The organism is Prosthecomicrobium sp. N25 (assembly GCF_037203705.1).
Classification (GTDB): domain Bacteria; phylum Pseudomonadota; class Alphaproteobacteria; order Rhizobiales; family Ancalomicrobiaceae; genus Prosthecodimorpha.
Map to the genome: position 1 here is coordinate 269,606 of NZ_JBBCAT010000002.1, position 20,612 is coordinate 290,217.

24 protein-coding genes are annotated in these 20,612 nt (G+C 70.6%); 16 read left to right on the top strand and 8 right to left on the bottom strand.

Translation table 11 applies throughout. From position 1 onward, the window contains the following. From WBG79_RS16070 to purH, 5 genes are all read right to left on the bottom strand, one after another. Entirely contained in the window at positions 1-579 is a 579-nt protein-coding gene (locus WBG79_RS16070) for an NUDIX hydrolase (protein ID WP_337358203.1), read from the bottom strand. A gap of 52 nt (positions 580-631) precedes the next feature. Beyond that, entirely contained in the window at positions 632-1,228 is a 597-nt protein-coding gene (locus tag WBG79_RS16075; RefSeq protein ID WP_337358204.1) for a DsbE family thiol:disulfide interchange protein, read from the bottom strand. Further along, on the bottom strand, positions 1,225-1,416 hold the full coding sequence (gene ccmD / locus WBG79_RS16080; RefSeq protein ID WP_337358205.1) for a heme exporter protein CcmD: 192 nt from the start codon (positions 1,414-1,416) through the stop codon (positions 1,225-1,227). The genes WBG79_RS16075 and ccmD overlap by 4 nt, the downstream gene beginning before the upstream one ends. Before the next feature lie 8 nt (positions 1,417-1,424). Beyond that, entirely contained in the window at positions 1,425-2,159 is a 735-nt protein-coding gene (locus tag WBG79_RS16085) for a heme ABC transporter permease (protein ID WP_337358206.1), read from the bottom strand. Positions 2,160-2,291: 132 nt separating this feature from the next. Next, positions 2,292-3,908, bottom strand: coding sequence for a bifunctional phosphoribosylaminoimidazolecarboxamide formyltransferase/IMP cyclohydrolase (gene purH / locus WBG79_RS16090; RefSeq protein WP_337358207.1), 1,617 nt, complete (start codon positions 3,906-3,908; stop codon positions 2,292-2,294). Between the two features lie 187 nt (positions 3,909-4,095). On the opposite strand from purH, the gene WBG79_RS16095 reads away from it, so the two are divergent. The 15 genes from WBG79_RS16095 to WBG79_RS16165 all read left to right on the top strand — a co-directional run bounded on the left by WBG79_RS16095 (position 4,096) and on the right by WBG79_RS16165 (position 16,773). Next, positions 4,096-4,353, top strand: coding sequence for a hypothetical protein (locus WBG79_RS16095; RefSeq protein ID WP_337358208.1), 258 nt, complete (start codon positions 4,096-4,098; stop codon positions 4,351-4,353). Positions 4,354-4,394: 41 nt separating this feature from the next. After that, entirely contained in the window at positions 4,395-4,811 is a 417-nt protein-coding gene (locus tag WBG79_RS16100; protein ID WP_337358209.1) for a metallopeptidase family protein, read from the top strand. 186 nt (positions 4,812-4,997) lie between these two features. After that, positions 4,998-6,218, top strand: coding sequence for a 23S rRNA (adenine(2503)-C(2))-methyltransferase RlmN (gene rlmN / locus WBG79_RS16105; RefSeq protein WP_443147486.1), 1,221 nt, complete (start codon positions 4,998-5,000; stop codon positions 6,216-6,218). Positions 6,219-6,344: 126 nt separating this feature from the next. Next, positions 6,345-6,842 carry a hypothetical protein gene (locus WBG79_RS16110; RefSeq protein WP_337358210.1) on the top strand — a complete coding sequence of 166 codons (498 nt, stop codon included), beginning with the start codon at positions 6,345-6,347 and terminating at the stop codon, positions 6,840-6,842. 68 nt (positions 6,843-6,910) lie between these two features. Then, positions 6,911-7,615, top strand: a complete 705-nt coding sequence (locus WBG79_RS16115) for a hypothetical protein (RefSeq protein WP_337358211.1) — start codon at positions 6,911-6,913, stop codon at positions 7,613-7,615. A 123-nt stretch (positions 7,616-7,738) separates the two neighbouring features. After that, a complete protein-coding gene (locus tag WBG79_RS16120; RefSeq protein WP_443147469.1) occupies positions 7,739-8,935 on the top strand; it encodes an NAD(P)/FAD-dependent oxidoreductase in 1,197 nt (398 codons plus the stop codon). Then, positions 8,932-9,852, top strand: a complete 921-nt coding sequence (gene pdxY, locus WBG79_RS16125; RefSeq protein WP_337358213.1) for a pyridoxal kinase — start codon at positions 8,932-8,934, stop codon at positions 9,850-9,852. The genes WBG79_RS16120 and pdxY overlap by 4 nt, the downstream gene beginning before the upstream one ends. Beyond that, a complete protein-coding gene (locus tag WBG79_RS16130; protein WP_337358214.1) occupies positions 9,849-10,610 on the top strand; it encodes a DUF429 domain-containing protein in 762 nt (253 codons plus the stop codon). The genes pdxY and WBG79_RS16130 overlap by 4 nt, the downstream gene beginning before the upstream one ends. Before the next feature lie 73 nt (positions 10,611-10,683). Next, positions 10,684-11,748 carry a MaoC family dehydratase gene (locus WBG79_RS16135; protein ID WP_337358782.1) on the top strand — a complete coding sequence of 355 codons (1,065 nt, stop codon included), beginning with the start codon at positions 10,684-10,686 and terminating at the stop codon, positions 11,746-11,748. Positions 11,749-11,773: 25 nt separating this feature from the next. Continuing rightward, complete coding sequence (locus WBG79_RS16140; RefSeq protein ID WP_337358215.1) at positions 11,774-12,268, top strand: DinB family protein; 495 nt, start codon at positions 11,774-11,776, stop codon at positions 12,266-12,268. A 318-nt stretch (positions 12,269-12,586) separates the two neighbouring features. Then, positions 12,587-12,997, top strand: a complete 411-nt coding sequence (sdhC, locus tag WBG79_RS16145) for a succinate dehydrogenase, cytochrome b556 subunit (RefSeq protein ID WP_337358216.1) — start codon at positions 12,587-12,589, stop codon at positions 12,995-12,997. An 11-nt stretch (positions 12,998-13,008) separates the two neighbouring features. Beyond that, the gene (gene sdhD, locus WBG79_RS16150; RefSeq protein ID WP_337358217.1) at positions 13,009-13,389 is read left to right on the top strand and encodes a succinate dehydrogenase, hydrophobic membrane anchor protein; all 381 of its coding nucleotides are present in this window, start codon (positions 13,009-13,011) and stop codon (positions 13,387-13,389) included. Positions 13,390-13,405: 16 nt separating this feature from the next. Then, on the top strand, positions 13,406-15,253 hold the full coding sequence (gene sdhA / locus WBG79_RS16155; RefSeq protein WP_337358218.1) for a succinate dehydrogenase flavoprotein subunit: 1,848 nt from the start codon (positions 13,406-13,408) through the stop codon (positions 15,251-15,253). A 34-nt stretch (positions 15,254-15,287) separates the two neighbouring features. Next, a complete protein-coding gene (locus WBG79_RS16160) occupies positions 15,288-15,518 on the top strand; it encodes a hypothetical protein (RefSeq protein ID WP_337358219.1) in 231 nt (76 codons plus the stop codon). A 475-nt stretch (positions 15,519-15,993) separates the two neighbouring features. Further along, entirely contained in the window at positions 15,994-16,773 is a 780-nt protein-coding gene (locus WBG79_RS16165) for a succinate dehydrogenase iron-sulfur subunit (protein ID WP_337358220.1), read from the top strand. 45 nt (positions 16,774-16,818) lie between these two features. Here WBG79_RS16165 and WBG79_RS16170 read toward each other — a convergent pair whose 3' ends face one another. Beyond that, positions 16,819-17,982, bottom strand: a complete 1,164-nt coding sequence (locus tag WBG79_RS16170; protein ID WP_337358221.1) for a dipeptidase — start codon at positions 17,980-17,982, stop codon at positions 16,819-16,821. A 23-nt stretch (positions 17,983-18,005) separates the two neighbouring features. Then, positions 18,006-18,572, bottom strand: a complete 567-nt coding sequence (locus WBG79_RS16175) for a sigma-70 family RNA polymerase sigma factor (protein WP_337358222.1) — start codon at positions 18,570-18,572, stop codon at positions 18,006-18,008. Between the two features lie 410 nt (positions 18,573-18,982). On the opposite strand from WBG79_RS16175, the gene WBG79_RS16180 reads away from it, so the two are divergent. Beyond that, a complete protein-coding gene (locus tag WBG79_RS16180; RefSeq protein ID WP_337358223.1) occupies positions 18,983-19,492 on the top strand; it encodes an invasion associated locus B family protein in 510 nt (169 codons plus the stop codon). Between the two features lie 98 nt (positions 19,493-19,590). Here WBG79_RS16180 and WBG79_RS16185 read toward each other — a convergent pair whose 3' ends face one another. Then, entirely contained in the window at positions 19,591-20,589 is a 999-nt protein-coding gene (locus tag WBG79_RS16185) for a TerC family protein (RefSeq protein ID WP_337358224.1), read from the bottom strand. Positions 20,590-20,612 lie beyond the last annotated feature (23 nt).

Consider the following 20,612-nt stretch of genomic DNA (forward strand, 5'->3'; position numbering starts at 1 on the left):
TCAGAGGCCGCTCGCCCCGGGCGCGAAGCGGTCGCCGGTCTCGCCATCCGGATTGCCGAAAGGGCCCGACGCCCGGCCCGCCTCGACCTCGGCGTCCTGCCGGAGCGCCCAGGCCACCGACGGAAAGGCGAGGTCCCGCCAGGGGATCTCGTCGGGACGGAGGAGCGCCACCTCCAGGCTCTCGGGACCCGGCGCGACGCCTCCGGCGAGCGCCGCGCGGTAGATCAACTGGACCTGGCCGATGCGCGGGATCGAGTAGACGGCGAGCAGGCCGCGCAGGCGGATATCGGCGTTGGCCTCCTCGCGGGCCTCCCGGCGGGCGCCGTCCTCGGCGGTCTCGCCGAGCTCCAGGTAGCCGGCCGGCAGGGTCCAGAAGCCCCGGCGCGGCTCGATGGCGCGCCGGCAGAGAAGGACGAGGCCGGCCGCGCGCACGACCGAGCCGACGATCACCTTCGGGTTGCGGTAGTCCACGAAGCCGCAATGGCCGCAGACGTCGCGCTCCAGCGTGTCGCCGGGCGGGACGGTGCGGCGGAAGCCGGGTGGCCGGGCCGGCCCGGCGTGGATGTCTTCGTCCTGCATGGTCGGTACCTCCGGGAGGACCGGCTCGCCGGGCGTCCGGTTCCGCGGGCCGTCACTTGCGGGCGAGGGCCTTTTCGATCTCCGGTTTCAGCCGCGCCTCCAGGCCTTCCGGCGAGAGCGGGCCGATGAACTTGTACGCGATGGTTCCGTCGGCGGCGACCACGAAGGTCTCGGGCACGCCGTAGACGCCCCAGTCGATGGCGGTGCGGCCCTTGCGGTCCGTGCCCACGGCCGCGAAGGGGTTGCCGAGCTGGCCGAGGAAGCGCAGGGCGTTCTCGGGCTCGTCCTTGTAGTTGATGCCGACCACGCGGATGCGGCCGTCCTTGGCGAGATCCTCCAGGATCGGGTGCTCCTGCCGGCAGGGGACGCACCAGGAGGCCCAGACGTTGACGACCGTCACGCGGCCCTTGAGGTCCGCCGTGGCGAGGCCGGGGACGGGGTTGCCCTGGCGGTTCAGGCCCTCGAGCGGCGGCAGCTCGAAGGCCGGTACGGGTCGGCCGATCAAGGCGGACGGCACCTCCGAGGTGCCGCCGCCGGTGGCGAGGCGGTAGAGGAACAGGCCCGCGAGCGCCAGGAAGAGGACGAGCGGGAGGATCAGCAGGAGCGACCGGCCCCGACGGGGGGCCTCGGTGAGGCCGGGGTCGGTCATGGCTCGCCGGCTCCCGGGTCGGTGTCGCGGGCGGAGCGGCGGCGGACGCCGCGGGCTTCCAGGTCGGCCAGGATGCGGCGCTGGGCCTTGAGGTCGGCCAGGACCCAAACCACGAGGCCGACCATGACGAGCCCGGCGAGCGCGTAGGCGCCGACGATGAATCCCCAGTGCGGGCCGAGACCGAACATGAGCGCGCTCACCCGGCCACCGCGGCGGCCTGCATCATCCGGAGCGTCCGGATCCGGCGGCGCAGGATCTCGTTGCGCATGGCCATCAGGTGGAGGGTGAGGAACAGGAGGGTGAAGCCAAGGGCGGTGACGAGGAGCGGCCAGAGCATGGAGGCGTGGATGGTCGGGCCGTCCAGCCGGAACACCGAGGCGGGCTGGTGCAGCGTGTTCCACCAGTCGACCGAGAACTTGATGATCGGGATGTTGACGATGCCGACCAGGGTCAGGACCGCGGCGGCGCGACCCGCCTTGATCGGGTCCTCGAGGGTCTGCCAGAGGGCGATCAAGCCGAGATACATGATGAAGAGGACCAGCACGGAGGTCAGGCGCGCGTCCCAGACCCACCAGGTGCCCCACATTGGCTTGCCCCACAGGGAGCCGGTGACGAGGCAGACGAACGTGAAGGCGGCGCCGAGCGGGGCGGCGGCCTTGGCGGAGACGTCCGCGAGCGGGTGGCGCCAGACCAGCGTGCCGAGGGAGGACAGCGCCATCACCGAATAGGAGAACATGGCGAGCCAGGCGGCCGGCACGTGGATGAACATGATCTTGACGGTGGCGCCCTGCTGGTAGTCGTCCGGGGCGAGGCCGAAGACGAGGCCGAGACCGACCGCGAGCACGATCCCGGTCACGGCGGCTAGCCAGGGCACGAGCCGTTCGACGAGGCCGAGGAAGCGCGTCGGATTGGCGTAGTCGATCAGGGCCATGCGGGTCTCGTGCGGGCGCGGGCCGGCTCTTTCCGGCACCTTCCGGGAGAAAGGCTATAGGGTCCGCGGCCGCGCACGGCAATGCGAGAAGTCAAGCGCCGCCTTCACGGATGCGTGGAGAGGCCCCAGCGTTCAGTGGCGGAAGTGGCGCATGCCGGTGAACACCATGGCGATCCCGGCCTTGTCGGCGGCCTCGATCACCTCGTCGTCTCGCATCGATCCGCCGGGCTGCACCACCGCGGTGGCGCCGGCCGCCACGATGGTCTCCAGTCCGTCCGCGAAGGGGAAGAAGGCGTCCGAGGCGGCGACCGAGCCCCGGGTCAGGGGCTCGTCGAGCCCGGCCGCGCGTGCGGCGTCGGCGGCCTTCTGGACGGCGATGCGGGCGCTGTCGACGCGGCTCATCTGGCCGGCGCCGATGCCGACCGTCGCGCCGTCCTTGACGAACACGATGGCGTTGGACTTCACGTGCTTGACGACCCGGAACGCGAAGGCGAGGTCCTTCTCCTCGCGCGCGGTCGGTTGGCGGCGGGTCTTCGTCTCCAGGTCGATGTCGTCGACGGTGCCGAAGTCGCGGGTCTGGGCGAGGAAGCCGCCCGCCACGGTCCTGACCGTCAGGCCCATGTCGCCGGGCTTCGGCAGGCCGCCGGCGATCAGCAGGCGCAGGTTCTTCTTGGCGGCGACGATCGCCTGGGCGTCCTCGGCGGCGTCGGGGGCGATGATCACCTCGGTGAAGATCTTGACGATCTCCTCGGCCGCTTCGGCGTCGAGCGGGCGGTTCAGGGCCACGATGCCGCCGAAGGCCGAGACGGGGTCGCAGGCGAGGGCCTTGAGGTAGGCCTCCTTGAGGGTCTTGCCGACCGCCACCCCGCAGGGATTGGCGTGCTTGATGATGGCGACGGCGGCCGTGGTCCTGGGGTCGAACTCGGCGACCAGCTCGTAGGCGGCGTCGGTGTCATTGATGTTGTTGTAGGAGAGGGTCTTGCCCTGGACCTGGCGGGCGGTGGCGACGCCCGGGCGCGCTTCGCCGGTGCGGTAGAAGGCGGCGAGCTGGTGAGGGTTCTCGCCGTAGCGCATGACCTCGACGAGCTCGCCGCCGAGGGCGCGGTAGCGCGGGTTCGGGTCGCCGAGCTGGTCGGCCAGCCAGTTGGAGACCGCCGCGTCGTAGGTGGCGGTGCGGCCGAAGGCCTCCTGGGCGAGCTTCTTGCGCAGACGCAGCGAGGTGGCGCCGCCGCCGGCGTCCAGGGCGGCGAGCACCTCGGCGTACTGGCGCGGGTCGACCACCACCGCCACGTAGGCGTGGTTCTTGGCGGCGGCGCGGATCATGGCGGGCCCGCCGATGTCGATGTTCTCGATCGCGGTCGCCCAGTCCTTCGTGCGCGCGACGGTGTCCTGGAAGGGGTAGAGATTGACCACCAGCAGGTCGATGCCCTCGATGCCGTGCGCCGCCATGGCGGCGGCGTGGCCTTCGTCGCCGCGCACGGCGAGGAGGCCGCCGTGGACCTTGGGGTGCAGGGTCTTGACGCGGCCGTCCATGATCTCCGGGAAGCCGGTGACCTCGGAGACGTCGGTGACGGCGAGGCCCGCGTCCTGCAGGGCCTTCGAGGTCCCGCCGGTGGAGACGAGGGTCACGCCGCGGGCCGCCAGCGCGCGGGCGAGGTCGAGGATGCCGGTCTTGTCGGAGACGGAGAGGAGCGCGCGGCGGACCGGGACCCGGTCGGGCGGGGCGATGGACTTGGCTTCGACGGACATGGCGCGGCCTCGGGTGGCCGAGCCGGCGCCGATGGCCGGCGGCGGGCTCGACGGAAGACGGAGGAGGATCTCGCGAGCGCGATAGCACCGAACGACCCCCGGGGCAAACCCGACGTTGGGCCGGGCGGCGGGCCCCTTTTTGAAGCCGGCGCGGAGCCGTGCTAACCCTCGGGCGAGGAGGCGCGCCATGAACCGACGCGAGGAGATCGAGGCGGAGCGGCGGCGGGAGGCCGAGGCGGTGCTCGCCCGGGCGGAGCGGGACAGCGAGACGGTCCTGTCCGGCACGGCGAAGACGACGGCGAACCGGGTCGCGGAGCATTTCGGCGCCGCCGACGCGGACCAGGCCGACCCCGTGGAGGTCTGGGGCAAGCGGCTCGGACGGGCGCTGGCCCTGGTGGCGGCGGGCTTGCTGATCCTGCACCTCGTCCGTACCTACGCGGGGTGAGGCCCCCGGCGACCCGGGCGTGCCATCAGCCGGAGACCCCCATGACGCCGACGACCTGGCTCGACGCCAAGGCCCCCACCCTGGAAGACTTCGAGGCGCTGGCCGCGGAGGCCTATAGCGGCCTGCCGGACGGCTTCCGGCGGCTGACCGGGGAGATCCTGATCCGCATCGCCGACTTTCCCGAGGACGACGCGCTCGACGCCCTGGAGTTGGAGTCGCCCTTCGACCTGCTCGGGCTCTTCCAGGGGGTCGGCCTGGCCCAGGGGTCGGCCGTGCCCTCGACGGGGCAGTTGCCGAACCAGATCTGGCTCTACCGGCGGCCGATCCTCGACTACTGGGCCGAGCACGACGAGACGCTGGGCGCCATCATCGCGCATGTGCTGATCCACGAGATCGGCCACCACTTCGGCCTCTCCGACGACGACATGGAGGCGATCGAGGCGGCGGCGGACGCCTGAGCGGCGGCGAAACCGGGCCGACCGTGCGGCAATCCTTTTGAAGATCGGGCCGGTCTCCTATATGGAGACGGTCGAACGGACGGCGCGGCGGACGCGTCTCGCCGGCGGCCGGTCGCTCCCCGGCGCCGCGATCCCGGAAGGTCGGATCCCATGGAACTGTCGATTTCGCCGGCCGGCGCGCGGCCGGTGCCGGGCCGCGAGGCCCTGGACATCATGAAGGTGGCGGAGGCTCAGCCGGTCCGCGACGCCAAGCCGTCGCTGATGGGCATGACGCGCGACGACCTCGCCGACGCCCTGAGGTCGATCGGCATCGAGGAGCGGCAGGTCCGCATGCGGGTCGCCCAGCTCTGGCACTGGATCTACCTGCGCGGCGTCCCCTCCTTCGAGCGCATGACCAACGTCTCCAAGGACCTCCGGGCGGTGCTCGCCGAGCGCTTCGTCATCGGCCGCCCCGAGATCGTCGCCGAGCAGGTCTCGGTGGACGGGACGCGCAAGTGGCTGCTGCGCTTTCCGCCGCGCGGGGCCGGGCGGCCGGTCGAGGTGGAGACGGTCTACATCCCCGAGGAGGGGCGCGGCACGCTCTGCGTCTCCTCCCAGGTCGGCTGCACGCTCACCTGCTCGTTCTGCCACACGGGCACCCAGAAGCTGGTCCGGAACCTGACCAAGGAGGAGATCGTCGCCCAGATCGTGGTGGCGCGCGAGCGTCTCGGCGACTTCCCCCACATGAGCGCCGAGCCGGGCGCGATCGTTCCGCGCGAGGGGCGGTTCGTGTCCAACATCGTCATGATGGGCATGGGCGAGCCGCTCTACAATTTCGACGCCGTGCGGGACGCGCTCCTGGTGGCGTCGGACGGCGAGGGCCTGTCCCTGTCGAAGCGGCGGATCACGCTGTCGACCTCCGGGGTCGTGCCGCTGATCCCGAGGGCGGGGGCCGAGATCGGCACCATGCTGGCGATCTCGCTGCACGCGGTGAGGGACGACCTGCGCGACGAGCTGGTGCCGCTCAATCGGAAGTACCCGATCGCGGCGCTGATGGAGGCCTGCCGGGCCTACCCGGGGCTCTCCAACGCGCGCCGGATCACCTTCGAGTACGTCATGCTGAAGGGCGTCAACGACAGTCCGGCGGACGCACGCGAGCTGGTCCGGCTGCTGCGCGGCATCCCGGCCAAGATCAACCTGATCCCGTTCAACCCGTGGCCGGGCTCCGCCTACGCCTGCTCGGACTGGGACACGATCGAGACCTTCGCGGAAGTGGTCAACCGGGCCGGCTACGCGAGCCCGATCCGGACCCCGCGCGGCCGCGACATCCTGGCCGCCTGCGGGCAGCTGAAGTCGGCGAGCGAGCGGCTGAAGGTGCGGGAGCGGCTGGCGCTCGAGGCCATGATCGGCGGGGCCGACGAGGACTGAGGCGTCCTCGCCTCTCCTATCGGAAACCGCATCCGGTCGCCTCGACAGGGCCACGGATCGCCGCACAATGAGGCTCGGCGTGGCCCGCCGATTCGCCTTTCTCCCGCCGTTCCTGCCGGTTCCCCGATGGCCAGATCCCCCGACCCGAAGTCCCGTCCGGCCCGCTCGCCGGCGCTCGCCCCCGGCAGGCTGCCGCTCATCGTCGCCGGCTACGCGGCCGGAGCGGTCGCGGCCGGCGTCGCTCTGCCGCTGGCGCTCATCGTCCGCGACATGGCGGCGCTCGGCTTCGCCAAGGCGATCGGGTCGGCGCGGCTCGGGGACATCGCGGTCGTGGCGCTCTTCGCCGCCGCCATCGCGGCCGTCGCGGCGGCGCCCTTCGCGGTCGCCTTCATCGCGCATGCGGAGCGCCGCCGGATCACGGGGCCGGTGCCGCACCTGCTCTTCGGGATCGCGACCGGGCTCGTGGTCGAGACGCTCGCGATCATGCTCGGCTTCGGCGACGCGCAGCGGGCGAGCCTCGCCGGGTTCCTGGTCTTCGCCTTCGTGGGGGCGGTGGCGGGGCTGGTCTACTGGTCGGTCGCGGTCCGGCCGCCGAAACCCCGCAAGCCGGCACCGCGATCCTGAAGGCGGACGCCGCCGGCCGTGACAGGCGCGCGCGGGTGGTCTAGCGTCGGGTTTTCGCGAGGCACCGCATGATCCTCTTCCGCATCGTCTGGCGCCTGATCGTCATGCAGGTCGGCCTCGCCCTGGCGGGCGCGGCGGCGGCGGGCGCGATCGTGGCGGGGCTCGACCTCCTGTCCCAGATCCCGCCCGAACTCGGGATCCCTCGGGTCTTCGGGCCGCGCGGGGTCCGCGCCGCGGATTTCGTCGTCTTCGGCACCGCCTTCGGGCTGGTCATGAACCTCGCGATGCCGTTCGGCTTCCTGGCGGCGCTGCTCGCGGAGCTCCTGTCGATCCGGCACCTGTTCTTCCACCTCGTGGCGGGCGCCGCCGTGGGGGCCTGGGCCTTCGCGCAACCGGACGGGCGCCTGATGCGGATGCCCATGATGACCCCGGAGGCGATCGCGCCCTTCGTGGCGGCGGGCCTCGTCGGCGGCTTCGTATACTGGCTGGTCGCCGGCCGCGGGGCCGGCTTCCGGCGTGACGCGGCCTCCGCGCCGCGTCCGGCACCGGCTTCGCGCCCCGCGCCCGAACCGCGGTCCCTCGACGCCGCCCCGCCGTCTCCGCCCGCGGGGGCCCCGGGCCGGAGCGCGCTCGGGCGCGTGGGCTGGGGGCGGCCGCCGACCCGCCGCGAGACGCCGCCCGAGCCGCCGCCGTCCCGGTCGCCCGTCATGGAGCGGCGGATCATGCCGCCCGGCGCGCCGCGCAAGCCCGTGGTGGAGCGCCGGCCCCGCTGAGCGGGCGGAGGGCCGCCGGCAGCATAGCGCTGCTGGCAGCAGAGCAACGCGGGCAGCGGTGGGCTGTGCCACGCCGGCGGCATTCCCTCGCGGGCCGGCTTCCGCTAACAGTCCGGCGGAGACATGCGCGAAGGTGACGCTTTGACCGGTTCGTCCGAGAGTTACGACGTGGTGATCGTCGGCGGGGCCATCGTGGGATCCTCGGTGGCCTATGCCCTCAAGGCGGAGCTCGGCTTCGAGGGACGGGTGGCCGTCGTGGAACGGGACCCGACCTATGCGCGATCGGCCACGACACTGTCGGCCGCGTCGATCCGCCAGCAGTTCTCCACCCCCGAGAACATCCGGCTCTCGCGGGCCTCGCTGGCGATGATCCGGAACGTCAAGGCGGTGTTCGGGCCGGAGGCCGACATCGGCTTCCACGAGGGCGGCTACCTGATCCTGGCGAGCCCGGAGGGGCTCCCGGTGCTGGAGGCCAACCATCGCGTCCAGAGGGCCGAGAGCGCCGACATCGCGCTCCTCGATCCGGAGGGTCTCGCGGCCCGCTTCCCCTGGATCTCGACCGAGGGGCTCGCGGGCGGGGCCTTCGGGGTGACCGGGGAGGGCTGGTTCGACGCCCATTCGCTGCTCGGGCTCCTGCGCAAGGCGGCGCGCGAGGCCGGGGCGGTCTACCTGACGGGCTCGGTGGCGGGGATCGACCGGGAGGGCGGCCGGGTCGTCGGCGTCCGCCTCGCCGACGGGCACCGCCTCGCCTGCGGGGCGCTCGTCAACGCGGCGGGGCCGGCGGCCGGCGACCTCGCGGCGCTCGCCGGCGTGGCGCTGCCGGTGGAGCCGCGCAAGCGTTGCGTCTTCGTGGTGCATTGCCGGGAGCGGCTCGGACCGATGCCGCTCGTCGTCGACCCATCCGGGGTCTACGTACGCCCGGAGGGCGAGTTCCACATCTGCGGGGTATCGCCGGAGGAGGACGCGCGGGCGGCGGCGGACGATTTCGAGGTGGACTATCCCCTGTTCGAGGAGGTCGTCTGGCCCGCGCTCGCCACCCGGGTGCCGGCCTTCGAGGCCTGCAAGCTGATCCGCGCCTGGGCTGGGCACTACGACTACAACACGCTCGACCAGAACGCCGTGATCGGGGCGCATCCGGAGGTCGGCAACCTCTACTTCGCCAACGGCTTCTCGGGCCACGGCCTGCAGCAGGCGCCGGCGGCGGGCCGGGCCTTGGCGGAACTCCTCACCGCGGGCCGGTTCGTGTCGCTGGACCTCTCCATCTTCGGCTACGAGCGGATCGCCGCCGGGCGGCCGGTCCGGGAGCTCAACGTCATATGACCGGCCCCGCTTCCGGGAAGCGCGGCGACGCGGCCGCCGTCCTGGTCGTCTCGAGCCTCGTGGCCCGCGGGGCGGTCGGCGGGCGTGCGGCGGTGTTCGTACTCGAGCGGATGGGGCATCCGGTCTGGTTCCTGCCGACGGTCCTGCTGCCCTGGCACCCCGGCCACGGGCGCGCCAGCCGGTCGCTCCCCGCGGAGGCCGACTTCGAGGCACTGGCGGGCGATCTCGCGCGGGCGCCCTGGCTCGCGGAGGTCGGGGCGGTCCTGACCGGCTATTTCGCGACCCCCGCGCAGGTCGAGGCCGCGGCCGCGCTGGTCGACGCCGTCAAGGGCGCCAATCCGGCGGCCCTGCATCTCTGCGATCCGGTGCTGGGGGACCTGCGCCCGGACGGGTCCGGCGGGCTCTACGTGCCGGAGCCGACCGCGCTCGCGATCCGGGACCGGCTGGTGCCGCGGGCCGACATCGTCACGCCGAACCGCTTCGAGGCGGGCTGGCTCGCCGGCCTGCCGGTCTCGACCACGGCCGAGACGCTCGCGGCGGCGCGCGCGCTCGGGCGCCGGATCGCGGTCGTCACCTCGGCGCCCGCCATGATGGCGCGCTCGGTGGCGGCCCTGATGGTTACCGAAGCCCGGGCGATCCAGGCGGAGCATCCGCTCGTCGACGGCGCGCCGCACGGGACCGGCGACCTGTTCGCCGCCGCCTTCCTGGCCCGGGTGCTCGGCGGGGCGGCGCCCGAGGCGGCGCTGGAGCGGGCGGCCGCGACCGTCTTCGACATGGTGGCGCGGAGCGTGCGGGCCGGGGCCGATGAGCTTCTCCTCGCACCCGAGCAGGACGTGATCGCGCACTCGATGGCGAGCGTCTCGATCCGCACCGTGGCCGAGCCGCGGCGGCCGGCGCCGACCGGGGGCGCCCGGTGAGCGCCGCCGGCTCCGGGCCGGACCGGACCGTCGCCGGGGTCGACGGCTGTCCCGCCGGATGGATCGCGGTGACCCTCGACTCCGAGGGGCGACGGCCGCCCGCGATGACGGTGCACCGGCGCTTCGCCGAGATCCTCGAGAGCCAGGCGGCGACGATCGCGGTCGACATGCCGATCGGCCTGCCCGACCGGATCCTCCGGCACGGCCGAGCGCCCGAGCGGGTCGTCAGGCGGGAACTCGGCGAGAGGCAGTCCTCGGTCTTCTCGGTGCCGAGCCGGTCGGCGGTCTGGGCGGGCTTCGGGATGAGCGACCACGACGCCTACCGGGCGGTCTGCGCCGAGGCCCTGGCGACCTCGGACCCGCCGCGCAAGATCTCCAAGCAGTGCTTCCATCTGCTTCCGAAGATTCGCGAGATCGACGGCTTGATGACGCCGGCCCTGGCCGGGCGGGTCTTCGAGGTGCATCCGGAGGTCGCCTTCTGGCGGCTCAACGACGGGCAGGCCATGCGGCTGCCCAAGAAGGTCAAGGGCAGCGTCAATCCGGCCGGCCTGGAGGAGCGGATCGGGCTCCTGGAGCGCTTCGGCTACGACCGCGGCTTCCTGCAACAGCCCCTGCCGTCCCGGGTCGGGCGGGACGACCTCGTCGACGCGGCGGTGGCGGCGCTGATCGCGCGGCGGCTCCTGGAGGGGACGGCCAGCCCCTTCCCGGACCCGCCGGAGCGCGACTCCAGGGGCCTGACGGTCGCGATCTGGGCCTGACCCCGTTCGATGCGACCTCCGGAGGACTGGACTTTCCCGGGCCCCGCCGCCATCACGGGGTCGAACCGCGACGCTGGAGGCCTCCATGACCAAGACCAACCCGGGCAACTTCTTCGAGGACTTCCGCATCGGCCAGGTCATCCGGCACGCGACGCCCCGCACCGTGACGGCGGGCGACGCGGCGCTCTATACGGCGCTGACCGGTTCGCGCTTCGCGGTCCAGTCCTCCGACGTGTTCGCGCGGGCGATCAACTACCCGCGGGCGCCGCTGGACGACATGCTGGTCTTCCACGTGGTCTTCGGCAAGACCGTGCCGGACATCTCGCTCAACGCGGTCGCCAACCTGGGCTACGCGGCCTGCCGGTTCCTCACCCCGGTCTATCCGGGCGACACGCTGTCGACCGTCACCGAGATCATCGGCCTCAAGGAGAACTCGAACGGCAAGACCGGCGTCGTCTACGTGCGCTCGACCGGATACAACCAGCACGGCGACGAGGTGCTCGACTTCGTGCGTTGGGTGATGGTGCGCAAGCGGGACGAGGCCGCCCGCATCGCCGACGAGCACGTGCCGGAGCTGCCGGCTGCGGTGTCGCCGGACATGATCGGCAACGCCGTGCCGCTTCTCGAGATCGACGGCTACGACTTCCACCTGGCCGGCAGCCCGCACCGGTGGGGCGACTACCGGCCCGGCGAGCGCATCGACCACGTGGACGGCATGACGGTCGAGGAAGCCGAGCACCAGATGGCGACGCGTCTCTACCAGAACACCGCCAAGGTGCACTTCAACCAGTGGACGGAGGGCCAGGGCCGGTTCGGACGGCGGCTGATCTATGGCGGCCACGTGATCTCGCTGGCCCGCGCCCTGTCGTTCAACGGCCTCGGCAACGCCTTCCACGTGGCGGCGATCAACGGCGGGCGGCACGTGGCGCCGCTCTTCGCCGGCGCGACCGTGTTCGCCTGGTCGGAGATCCTGGACATGGCGGAGATCGACGGGCGCGACGACGTCGGCGCGCTGCGGGTCCGCACCGTCGCCACCAAGGACCGGCCCTCGACGGATTTCCCGTACAAGCTCGAGACGGGCGATTACGATCCGGCCGTGATCCTGGACCTCGACACCTGGGTCCTGATGCCGAAGTGACCGGTCGCCGAAGGGGGAGGAACGGATGCCGTCGACCATCCGGATGTTCGCGCGCTACAACCAGTGGGCCAACAGGCGCCTCTACGAAGCGGCAGCCCGCCTGACGCCGGCCGAGTATCGGGCCGACCACGGCGCCTTCTTCCGCTCGCTCAAGGGTACGCTCAACCACATCCTGGTCGGCGACCGGGTCTGGATGAGCCGCTTCACCGGCACCGGGCCGGTTCCCAGCCGCCTCGACGAGATCCTGTTCGAGGACTTCGCGGCCCTCCGGGCCGCCCGGGAGGCGGAGGACGCGCGGATCGTCGCCTGGGCGGACGGGCTCGACGAGGCGGCGCTCGCCGGGCGCTTCACCTACCGGCCGCTGACCCGGCCGGAGCCGATCACCCAGCCGCTCTGGCACTTCTTCAACCACCAGACCCACCACCGCGGCCAGGCCCACGTCATCCTCACCCGCACGACCGGAGAGGGTCCCGAGCTCGACCTGATCCTCTACCAGCGCGAAACCGGCGACGGGCTCTGACCAGCTCGCCGGGCAGGCGCGCGACCCCTGCATAGTGCAGTGCAATATCTGGCGCCCTTGCGCGAGTCCGGCAGCAAGGATGCGCGAAAAGGGCACGAACGGGTATCTGGCATGCCAGTTCAAAGACAATCGAAGGTCTTTGTTGCCGGAACAGTGGCGTCCGGCGACATCTTCGCCTCGTACTCCCTTTGGACGTTTTGACGCAGAGCAGCAAAAGGGATTAGAACCTATCCCCGTCGAGCCGGACGGCCGCACACCTACCGCCGACCGCCTCCCCTCCGATCGCAGCCCTCACGAGAACGGACGGACAAGCACACGATGTCGAGCATCGAAACGAGGCCCGCGGGCCGGCCGGCCCGGCCGCTTTCGCCCCATCTGCAGGTCTACCGCTTCTCCTGGACCATGGCGATGTCGATCGTGCATCGCATCACCGGGGTGGCGCTCTACGGGGGCACCCTGCTGCTCGCGATCTGGCTCGTCTCGGCGGCCGCCGGCAAGCAGAGCTTCGACTCCGTGCAGTGGTTCTTCGGATCGTTTCTCGGGATCCTGGTGCTGTTCGGCTTCACCTGGGCGCTGTGGCACCACATGCTCGGCGGGATCCGGCACCTGATCTGGGACATGGGCCTGATGCTCGAGGCCGACAACCGGATGATGCTCGCCCGGGTCACGCTGATCGGCTCGATCGGGCTGACGGTCCTGACCTGGATCGTCGGGCTGGCGGTGAAGTGAGGGAGAGCCCAATGTCCATGCGCACCCCCCTCGGCCGCGTGCGCGGCCTCGGCTCCGCCCGGGACGGCACGTCGACCTGGTTCAAGGAACGGCTGACGTCGCTCGCCCTGGTGCCCCTTACCTTCGTGTTCGTGGCGATCGTCATCGGCGTCGTCGGCAAGACCCATGCCGAGGCGGTGGCGATGCTGGGCTCGCCGATCACCGCGATCCTGTTTCTCGCCTTGATCCTGGTGGGCGTCGCCCACATGCGGATGGGCATGCAGGTGATCATCGAGGACTATGTCCACGCCGAGCCGGCCAAGATGCTGTGCCTGGTCGCCAACACCTTCTTCTCGGCCCTGATCGCGCTCGCCTGCGTGTGGGCCGTGCTCAAGCTTTCCTTCGGGATCTGACGGGCGGAACGCACCCATGGCCGAACTCAAGACCAACGCTGCCGCGACCGGCGCCTCCTCCGCCTCGCTGATCGGCGGCGCCTACACGTTCATCGACCACACCTTCGACGTCGTCGTGGTCGGCGCCGGGGGCGCGGGGCTCCGTGCCGTCACGGGCTGCTCGGAAGCGGGGCTGAAGACCGCCTGCATCACCAAGGTGTTCCCGACCCGCTCCCACACGGTGGCGGCCCAGGGCGGCATCTCCGCCTCGCTCGGCAACATGGGCGAGGACGACTGGCGCTGGCACATGTACGACACCGTCAAGGGCTCCGACTGGCTCGGTGACCAGGACGCGATCGAGTACCTCTGCCGCAACGCGCCGGAGGCCGTCTACGAGCTCGAGCACTGGGGCGTTCCCTTCTCGCGCACCGAGGAGGGCAAGATCTACCAGCGGCCCTTCGGCGGCATGACGACCCATTTCGGCAAGGGCCGGGCGCAGCGGACCTGCGCGGCCGCGGACCGGACCGGCCACGCCATCCTGCACACGCTCTACGGCCAGTCGCTGCGCTACTCGGCGGAGTTCTTCATCGAGTATTTCGCGATCGACCTGATCATGGATGACGAGGGCGCCTGCCGGGGCGTGATCGCGCTGTCCATGGAGGACGGCACGCTGCACCGCTTCCGGGCGGCGAAGACCATCCTGGCGACCGGGGGCTACGGCCGCGCCTACTTCTCCTGCACGTCGGCCCATACCTGCACGGGCGACGGCAACGCCATGGTGCTGCGCGCCGGCCTGCCACTCCAGGACATGGAGTTCGTCCAGTTCCACCCGACCGGCATCTACGGCGCGGGCGTGCTCATCACCGAGGGGGCGCGCGGCGAGGGCGGATACCTCACCAACTCCGAGGGCGAGCGCTTCATGGAGCGCTACGCGCCCTCCGCCAAGGACCTCGCGTCGCGCGACGTCGTCAGCCGCGCCATGACGATCGAGATCCGCGAAGGCCGGGGCGTCGGCAAGAACAAGGACCACATCCACCTGCACCTGTCGCACCTGGATCCGGCGATCCTGCACGAGCGGCTGCCGGGCATCACGGAATCGGCCCGCATCTTCGCGGGCGTCGACCTCACCAAGGAGCCGATCCCGGTCCTGCCGACGGTGCACTACAACATGGGCGGCATCCCCACCAACTATCATGGCGAGGTGCTGACCAAGAAGAACGGCGATCCGGACTGCATCGTCCCGGGACTGCTGGCGATCGGCGAGGCGGCCTGCGTGTCGGTGCACGGGGCGAACCGGCTCGGCTCCAATTCGCTGATCGACCTGGTGGTTTTCGGGCGGGCGGCGGGCCTGCGCTGCGCGGAGACGATCCGGCGCGGCGAGCGGCAGCCGGACCTGCCGAAGAACGCCGGCGAGCTCGCGCTCACCCGGCTCGACCGCTACCGCCATGCGAGCGGCGGCACGCCGACCGCGGAGCTCAGGCTCAACATGCAGCGTGTCATGCAGACGAACTGCGCGGTGTTCCGCACCGGCGACGTGCTCGTCGAGGGGCAGGAGCTGATCCACGAGGTCTGGGGCGGCATCGACGACGTGAAGGTCACCGACCGGTCGCTGGTCTGGAACTCCGATCTCCTGGAGACGCTGGAGTTCGACAACCTGATCACCCAAGCGGTCGTAACCATGGACTCGGCGGCGAACCGGCAGGAGAGCCGCGGCGCCCACGCGCGCGAGGACTTCCCGGACCGGAACGACCAGGATTGGATGAAGCACACGCTGGCCTGGTGCAGCGATCAGAGCCGCAAGGTGACGCTCGACTACCGCCCGGTGCACACCTACACGATGTCCAACGACATCGCCTATATCGAGCCGAAGGCGCGGGTGTACTGAGGACCACGCGGCACGTCGGGCAGTGGAGCCGAGGATGGGCGTTCTCAAGATCAGCGATCAGACCCTCGGAGAGGTCGAAGCGCTTGCCAGGGAGGGGGCCCGCCCCGTGGACCAGTTCGCCGAGTTGCTGATCCGCGAGGCCCTGGCCCATCGGCGGGACCGTCAGGCCATGGTGGAGCGCATGCGCGAAGTCCGGGCCATGACCCCGTCGGGTGTGGAGCAGACGGACAGCGTCGCGCTTCTTCGTGAGGACCGCGACCGGTGATCGTCGTGGACGCCTCCGTTGTCGTGAAGTGGGTCGTCGAGGAGCCCGGCTCCCCCGAGGCCGAAGCGATGCTCGCCTCGGATCTCCGGTTCGGAAGTCCGGACATCCTCGTCCCCGAGGTGGTGAACGTCCTCCGGAAGAAGATCCTTCGGGGCCAGATGACCAGGGGACAGGCTGCTGCCGCGGTGGACCGGGTCTCGAGCCGGTTGTGCGCTTTGCCGCCTTCAGCGACATGCGGGAAGCCCTCCTCGACCTTGCGGTCAGGCTGGAGCACCCGGCCTATGACTGTGCCTACATCCACTGCGCGGCCTTGTGGGACGCGCCCCTGGTCACCGCCGACGCGGTCCTGGAACGGAAGTGCCTAGAGGCGGGCCATCGGGCCTGCGGACTGAGCAATTGGCGTGCCGTGCTAGCGCGGTGATCAGGCGGAAATGCCCGAGGCCGCCTCGGGAACGGTTTGGCGAAGGAAGACGAGATGGTTCAGCTCACCCTCCCCAAGAACAGCCAGATGCAGCTCGGCAGGACCTGGCCGAAGCCGGTGAATGCGACGCGGCTGAAGGAATTCCAGGTCTATCGCTGGAACCCGGACGACGGGCGGAACCCGCAGATCGACACCTTCTTCGTCGACCTGGACGACTGCGGTCCGATGGTCCTGGACGGACTGCTCTACATCAAGAACAAGATCGACCCGACCCTGACCTTCCGGCGCTCCTGCCGGGAAGGGATCTGCGGCTCCTGCGCGATGAACATTGACGGGACCAACACGCTCGCCTGCACGAAAGGCATGGACGACGTGAAGGGGGCGGTGAAGATCTACCCGCTCCCGCACATGCCGGTGATCAAGGACCTGGTGCCGGACCTGACCACCTTCTATGCCCAGCACCGCTCGATAGAGCCCTGGCTGAAGACGGTGTCGGCCACGCCCCAGATCGAGTGGCGGCAGTCGCGCGAGGACCGCGAGAAGCTGGACGGACTTTACGAGTGCATCCTGTGCGCCTCCTGCTCGGCGTCCTGCCCGAGCTACTGGTGGAACGGCGACCGCTATCTCGGCCCGGCGGTGCTGCTGCAGGCCTATCGTTGGCTGATCGACAGCCGGGACGAGGCCACCGGCGAGCGGCTCGACAACCTCGAGGATCCGTTCCGGCTCTACCGCTGCCACACCATCATGAACTGCGCCAACACCTGCCCGAAGGGGCTCAATCCGGCGAAGGCGATCGCCGAGATCAAGAAGATGATGGTCGAGCGCCGGGTCTGACCGGCAAGGGACAGGATCCCGGGCCGGGGCCTCGCCCCGGGCGCGTTACGCCAGGCGCCCGACGTCCGGCTTCTCGGTGCGGCGCAGGAGGCGGCCGACGGCTTCCACCTTGCGGAAGACGCGCAGGAAGTTTCCGCTGAGGAGGCCCTCCAGCGCCTCGTCGGACCAGCCGCGGCGGACGAGCTCCGCCACCAGGTGCGGGAAGCGGCTGACGTCCTCCAGCCCGACCACGGGCGGCCCGCCGAAGAAGTCCGAGCCGATTCCGATGTGCCGGAGCCCGGCGCGGTTCGCCATGTATTCGATGTGATCGCAGAGTTCCGGGATCGAGGCGCGCGGCCAGGGGCCGAGCTGTTCCCGCCGGGCCTGCATAGCGGCATGCCAGTCGACACCGCGGCGCGTCTTGCCCCACTCGTCCTTCATGGGCCGCATCCAATCGCGGGAGGCCTGGGAGACGAAGTCCGGCACGAAGGTCGCCATCACGATGCCGCCGTTGGCGGGGATGCGGTCGAGGACGTCGTCGGGGACGTTGCGGGGGTGGTCGCAGAGCGCGAAGGCGTTGCAGTGGGTGAAGAGCACCGGCGCGCGCGTGACGTCCAGAACCTTGCGCATGGCGTCGTGCGAGGTGTGCGAGCAGTCGACCATCATGCCGAGGCGGTTCATCTCGCGCACGACCCGGACGCCGAAGTCGGACAGCCCGCCGTGGCGGGGGGCGTCGGTGGTGGAGTCCACCCAGTCGATGGTCTCGTTGTGGCAGAGCGTCATGTAGCGCGCGCCGAGGTCGTAGAAGCTCCTCAGGAGGTCGAGGCTGTTCTCGAGACCGACGCCGCCTTCCACCGCGATGAAGGAGGCGATGCGGCCCTCCCGCTTGGCGCGGGCCAGGTCGCCCGGGCGCCGGGCGGGCAGGAAGCTCTCCGGATAGGCCGCCTCCATGCGCCGGATCAGGTCGATCTGCTCGAAGGTGGCGCGGGCCGGGTGGGGGATGTCTGTGGGGATGAAGGCGGCCCAGAACTGGCCCGCGACCCCGCCGGCCTTGAGGCGCGGGATGTCGGTGTCGCGGCCCTGGCGGTTCTCGTCCAGCCTTGCGGCGACGACGTCGCCGCGGGCTTCGGGGTCGCAGCGGACGACCCAGGGGAGGTCGTTGTGGCCGTCGATCAGGGGCACGCGCTCGAGGAGCGCGCGGGCATGGGCGAGCGGATCGGCGTTGGACAAGGGCGGCGGCCTCGTGCGGCGGGTCACTCGAAATCGACGATGCCTTCCTCCTCGAGCGCCTTCCTGAGGCGCGAGAAGGCGAGACGGATGCGGGACTTGACGGTGCCGAGGGGCAGACCGGTCTGGTCGGCGATCTGACTGTGCGAGAGGCCGATGAAGAAGGCGAGGCGCACCAGCTCGACCTGCTCGGGCGGCAGCACCTCGATGGCCCGCCGGATGCGGTCCTCGCGGCGCTGGGCGTCGATCGCCTCGCTGGCGTCCTCCGGGGCGGACGGATGCAGTGCCGGGTCGTCCGGGTCGAGGCTCGCCTGGCGATCGCGGCGGAGCAGGTCGATGCGGCGGTTGCGGGCGATGCGGAAGAGCCAGGTGGCGACGGAGGACTTGGACCGGTCGAACAGGTGCGCCTTGCGCCAGAGGGTGACCATCACCTCCTGGGCCAGTTCCTCGGCGTTGCCGCTGTCGGTCCCGAGGCGCAGCAGATAGGCGTTGATGCGCGGCGCGAAATGGTCGAACAGGCGCGCGAAGGCCGCCCGGTCCCTGCGCGTCGCGACGGTCTCCACCAATGCCGCGAATTCGTCCCTGTCAGGCACGACCCGCTCGGGGTCCGGCATTCTCATGTCACCTCGAACCACTTCGCCGCGACCGCCGCAGGCGCGGCACGGGGCCCGACAATTCGCTTCGTTCAACCGCAGCGGAGGGCATCTTAGCGTTCTCCATCGGCTTCGGCCACTGCCGATCCGGCCGCACCCCTCCAAGGTAGGAGAGGAAAATATGGCGCCGGCGCAGGGGTTCCGCAGCGTCTCTGACACGCTGTCGCATTTCGGGCAAGGTTCTGGTAACCATTGCCGTGGTTTCGTTAACCCTGACGAGCGGCGAAACGGTCCCCTACGGCGTGGGACACGGCCGCTCCGCCCCGGGGCGCCGCAGCGGTTCCCCCCGGGTGATCCCTCTCCGGCCCGACCGGTGCCGGACACCGCTCCATTCGAGGTATCGACGCACCATGAGACACCTGCTCCTTCCGACGATGATCGCCGCCGGGCTCTCGGTCGCAGGCTCCGCCTCGGCCCAGCAGTCGCCGCTGCTCCTCGTCCAGTCGAAGGACTGGAGTGCCGTCACGGCCGGGAGCCAGAAGGGCAAGGTCTGCTACGCGCTCTCCAAGCCGACGAAGCTCGACCCGCAGACCCTGAACCACGGCGACGTCTTCTTCTTCATCTCCACCCGCCCCGGCGAGAACGTCCGCAACGAGCCCTCCATCCAGGTCGGCTATCCCTTCAAGGAGGGCAGCAAGGTCACGGTGGACGTGGACGGGCAGAAGTTCAACCTGTTCACCCGCGGCGACGGCGCCTGGCTGGAGACGCCGGCCGAGGAGGCCAAGCTGCTCGACAGCCTGAAGCGCGGCAAGAAGCTGACGGTCGGCGGACAGTCGGGGCGCGGCAACCAGACCACCTATTCCTTCTCGCTCGCCGGCCTGCAGGGCGCCGTCGACGCCATCGCGAAGGAATGCAAGTAGGCCGCCAAGGCCCTTCCTTCCCGCCGTCACCGACGAAAAAACCCCCGATCCTCGATCGGGGGTTTCTTCTTTTCGGCACTGTCGACCGGGACGGTCTGTCAGCGGGTCGCGACCGTGTGGGCGGCTTCGCCCCTGGTCTTCCACAGCGACCAAGCGATGCCGCCGGCGATGATGGCGAGCGTCACGCCGAGGGAGAACCACGCCGGCAGCTTGTCGAGACCGAACAGGTCGGCGATGAAGATCTTGCCGCCGATGAAGACCAGCACCAGGGCGAGCGCGTACTTCAGATAGTGGAAGCGCGTGACCATGGCGGCCAGGGCGAAGTAGAGCGCCCGGAGGCCGAGGATCGCCATGATGTTGGCGGTGTAGACCACGAAGGTGTCGGTGGTGATCGCGAAGATCGCCGGCACCGAGTCGACCGCGAAGATCACGTCGGCGACGTTGATGACGAGCAGCGCCAGGAAGAGCGGCGTCGCCCAGGTGACGAGCTTGCCGGTGGCCGGGTCGGGCTTGCGGACGAAGAACTTCTCGTCGTGCAGCTCCGGGGTGATTCGCATGTAGCGACGGGCGAGGCGGACGACCGGGTTCTTCGAGATGTCAGGGTCGGCTTCCTGGCCGAGCATCATCTTGATGCCGGTGAGGATCAGGAACACGGCGAAGACGTAGAGCACCCACGAGAAGTTCTGCACCAGGGCGGCGCCCACGCCGATCATGACGCCGCGCAGCACGATCACGCCGATGATGCCCCATAGGAGCGCCCGGTACTGGTACTTCGGCGGGATGGCGAAGAAGCCGAAGATCAGCGAGATGACGAAGACATTGTCGATCGACAGGCTCTTCTCGATGAAGAAGCCCGTGAAGTACTCCATACCGGACTGGGCGCCCATGAGCATCCAGACGCCGACGCCGAAGAGCATGGCGAAGCCGATGTAAAAGGCCGACAGCCAGAGGCTCTCGGAGATTCCCATCTCGCGGTCGTCCTTGTGCAGGATGCCGAGGTCGAAGGCGAGGAGGGCGAGGACGATGGCGAGGAAGCCCAGCCACATCCAGGCGGGCGTGCCGAGCCATTCGGCGGCGAAGAAGGAGAGGACGTCCATTCGGGCGAGAACTCCAGGAAGGC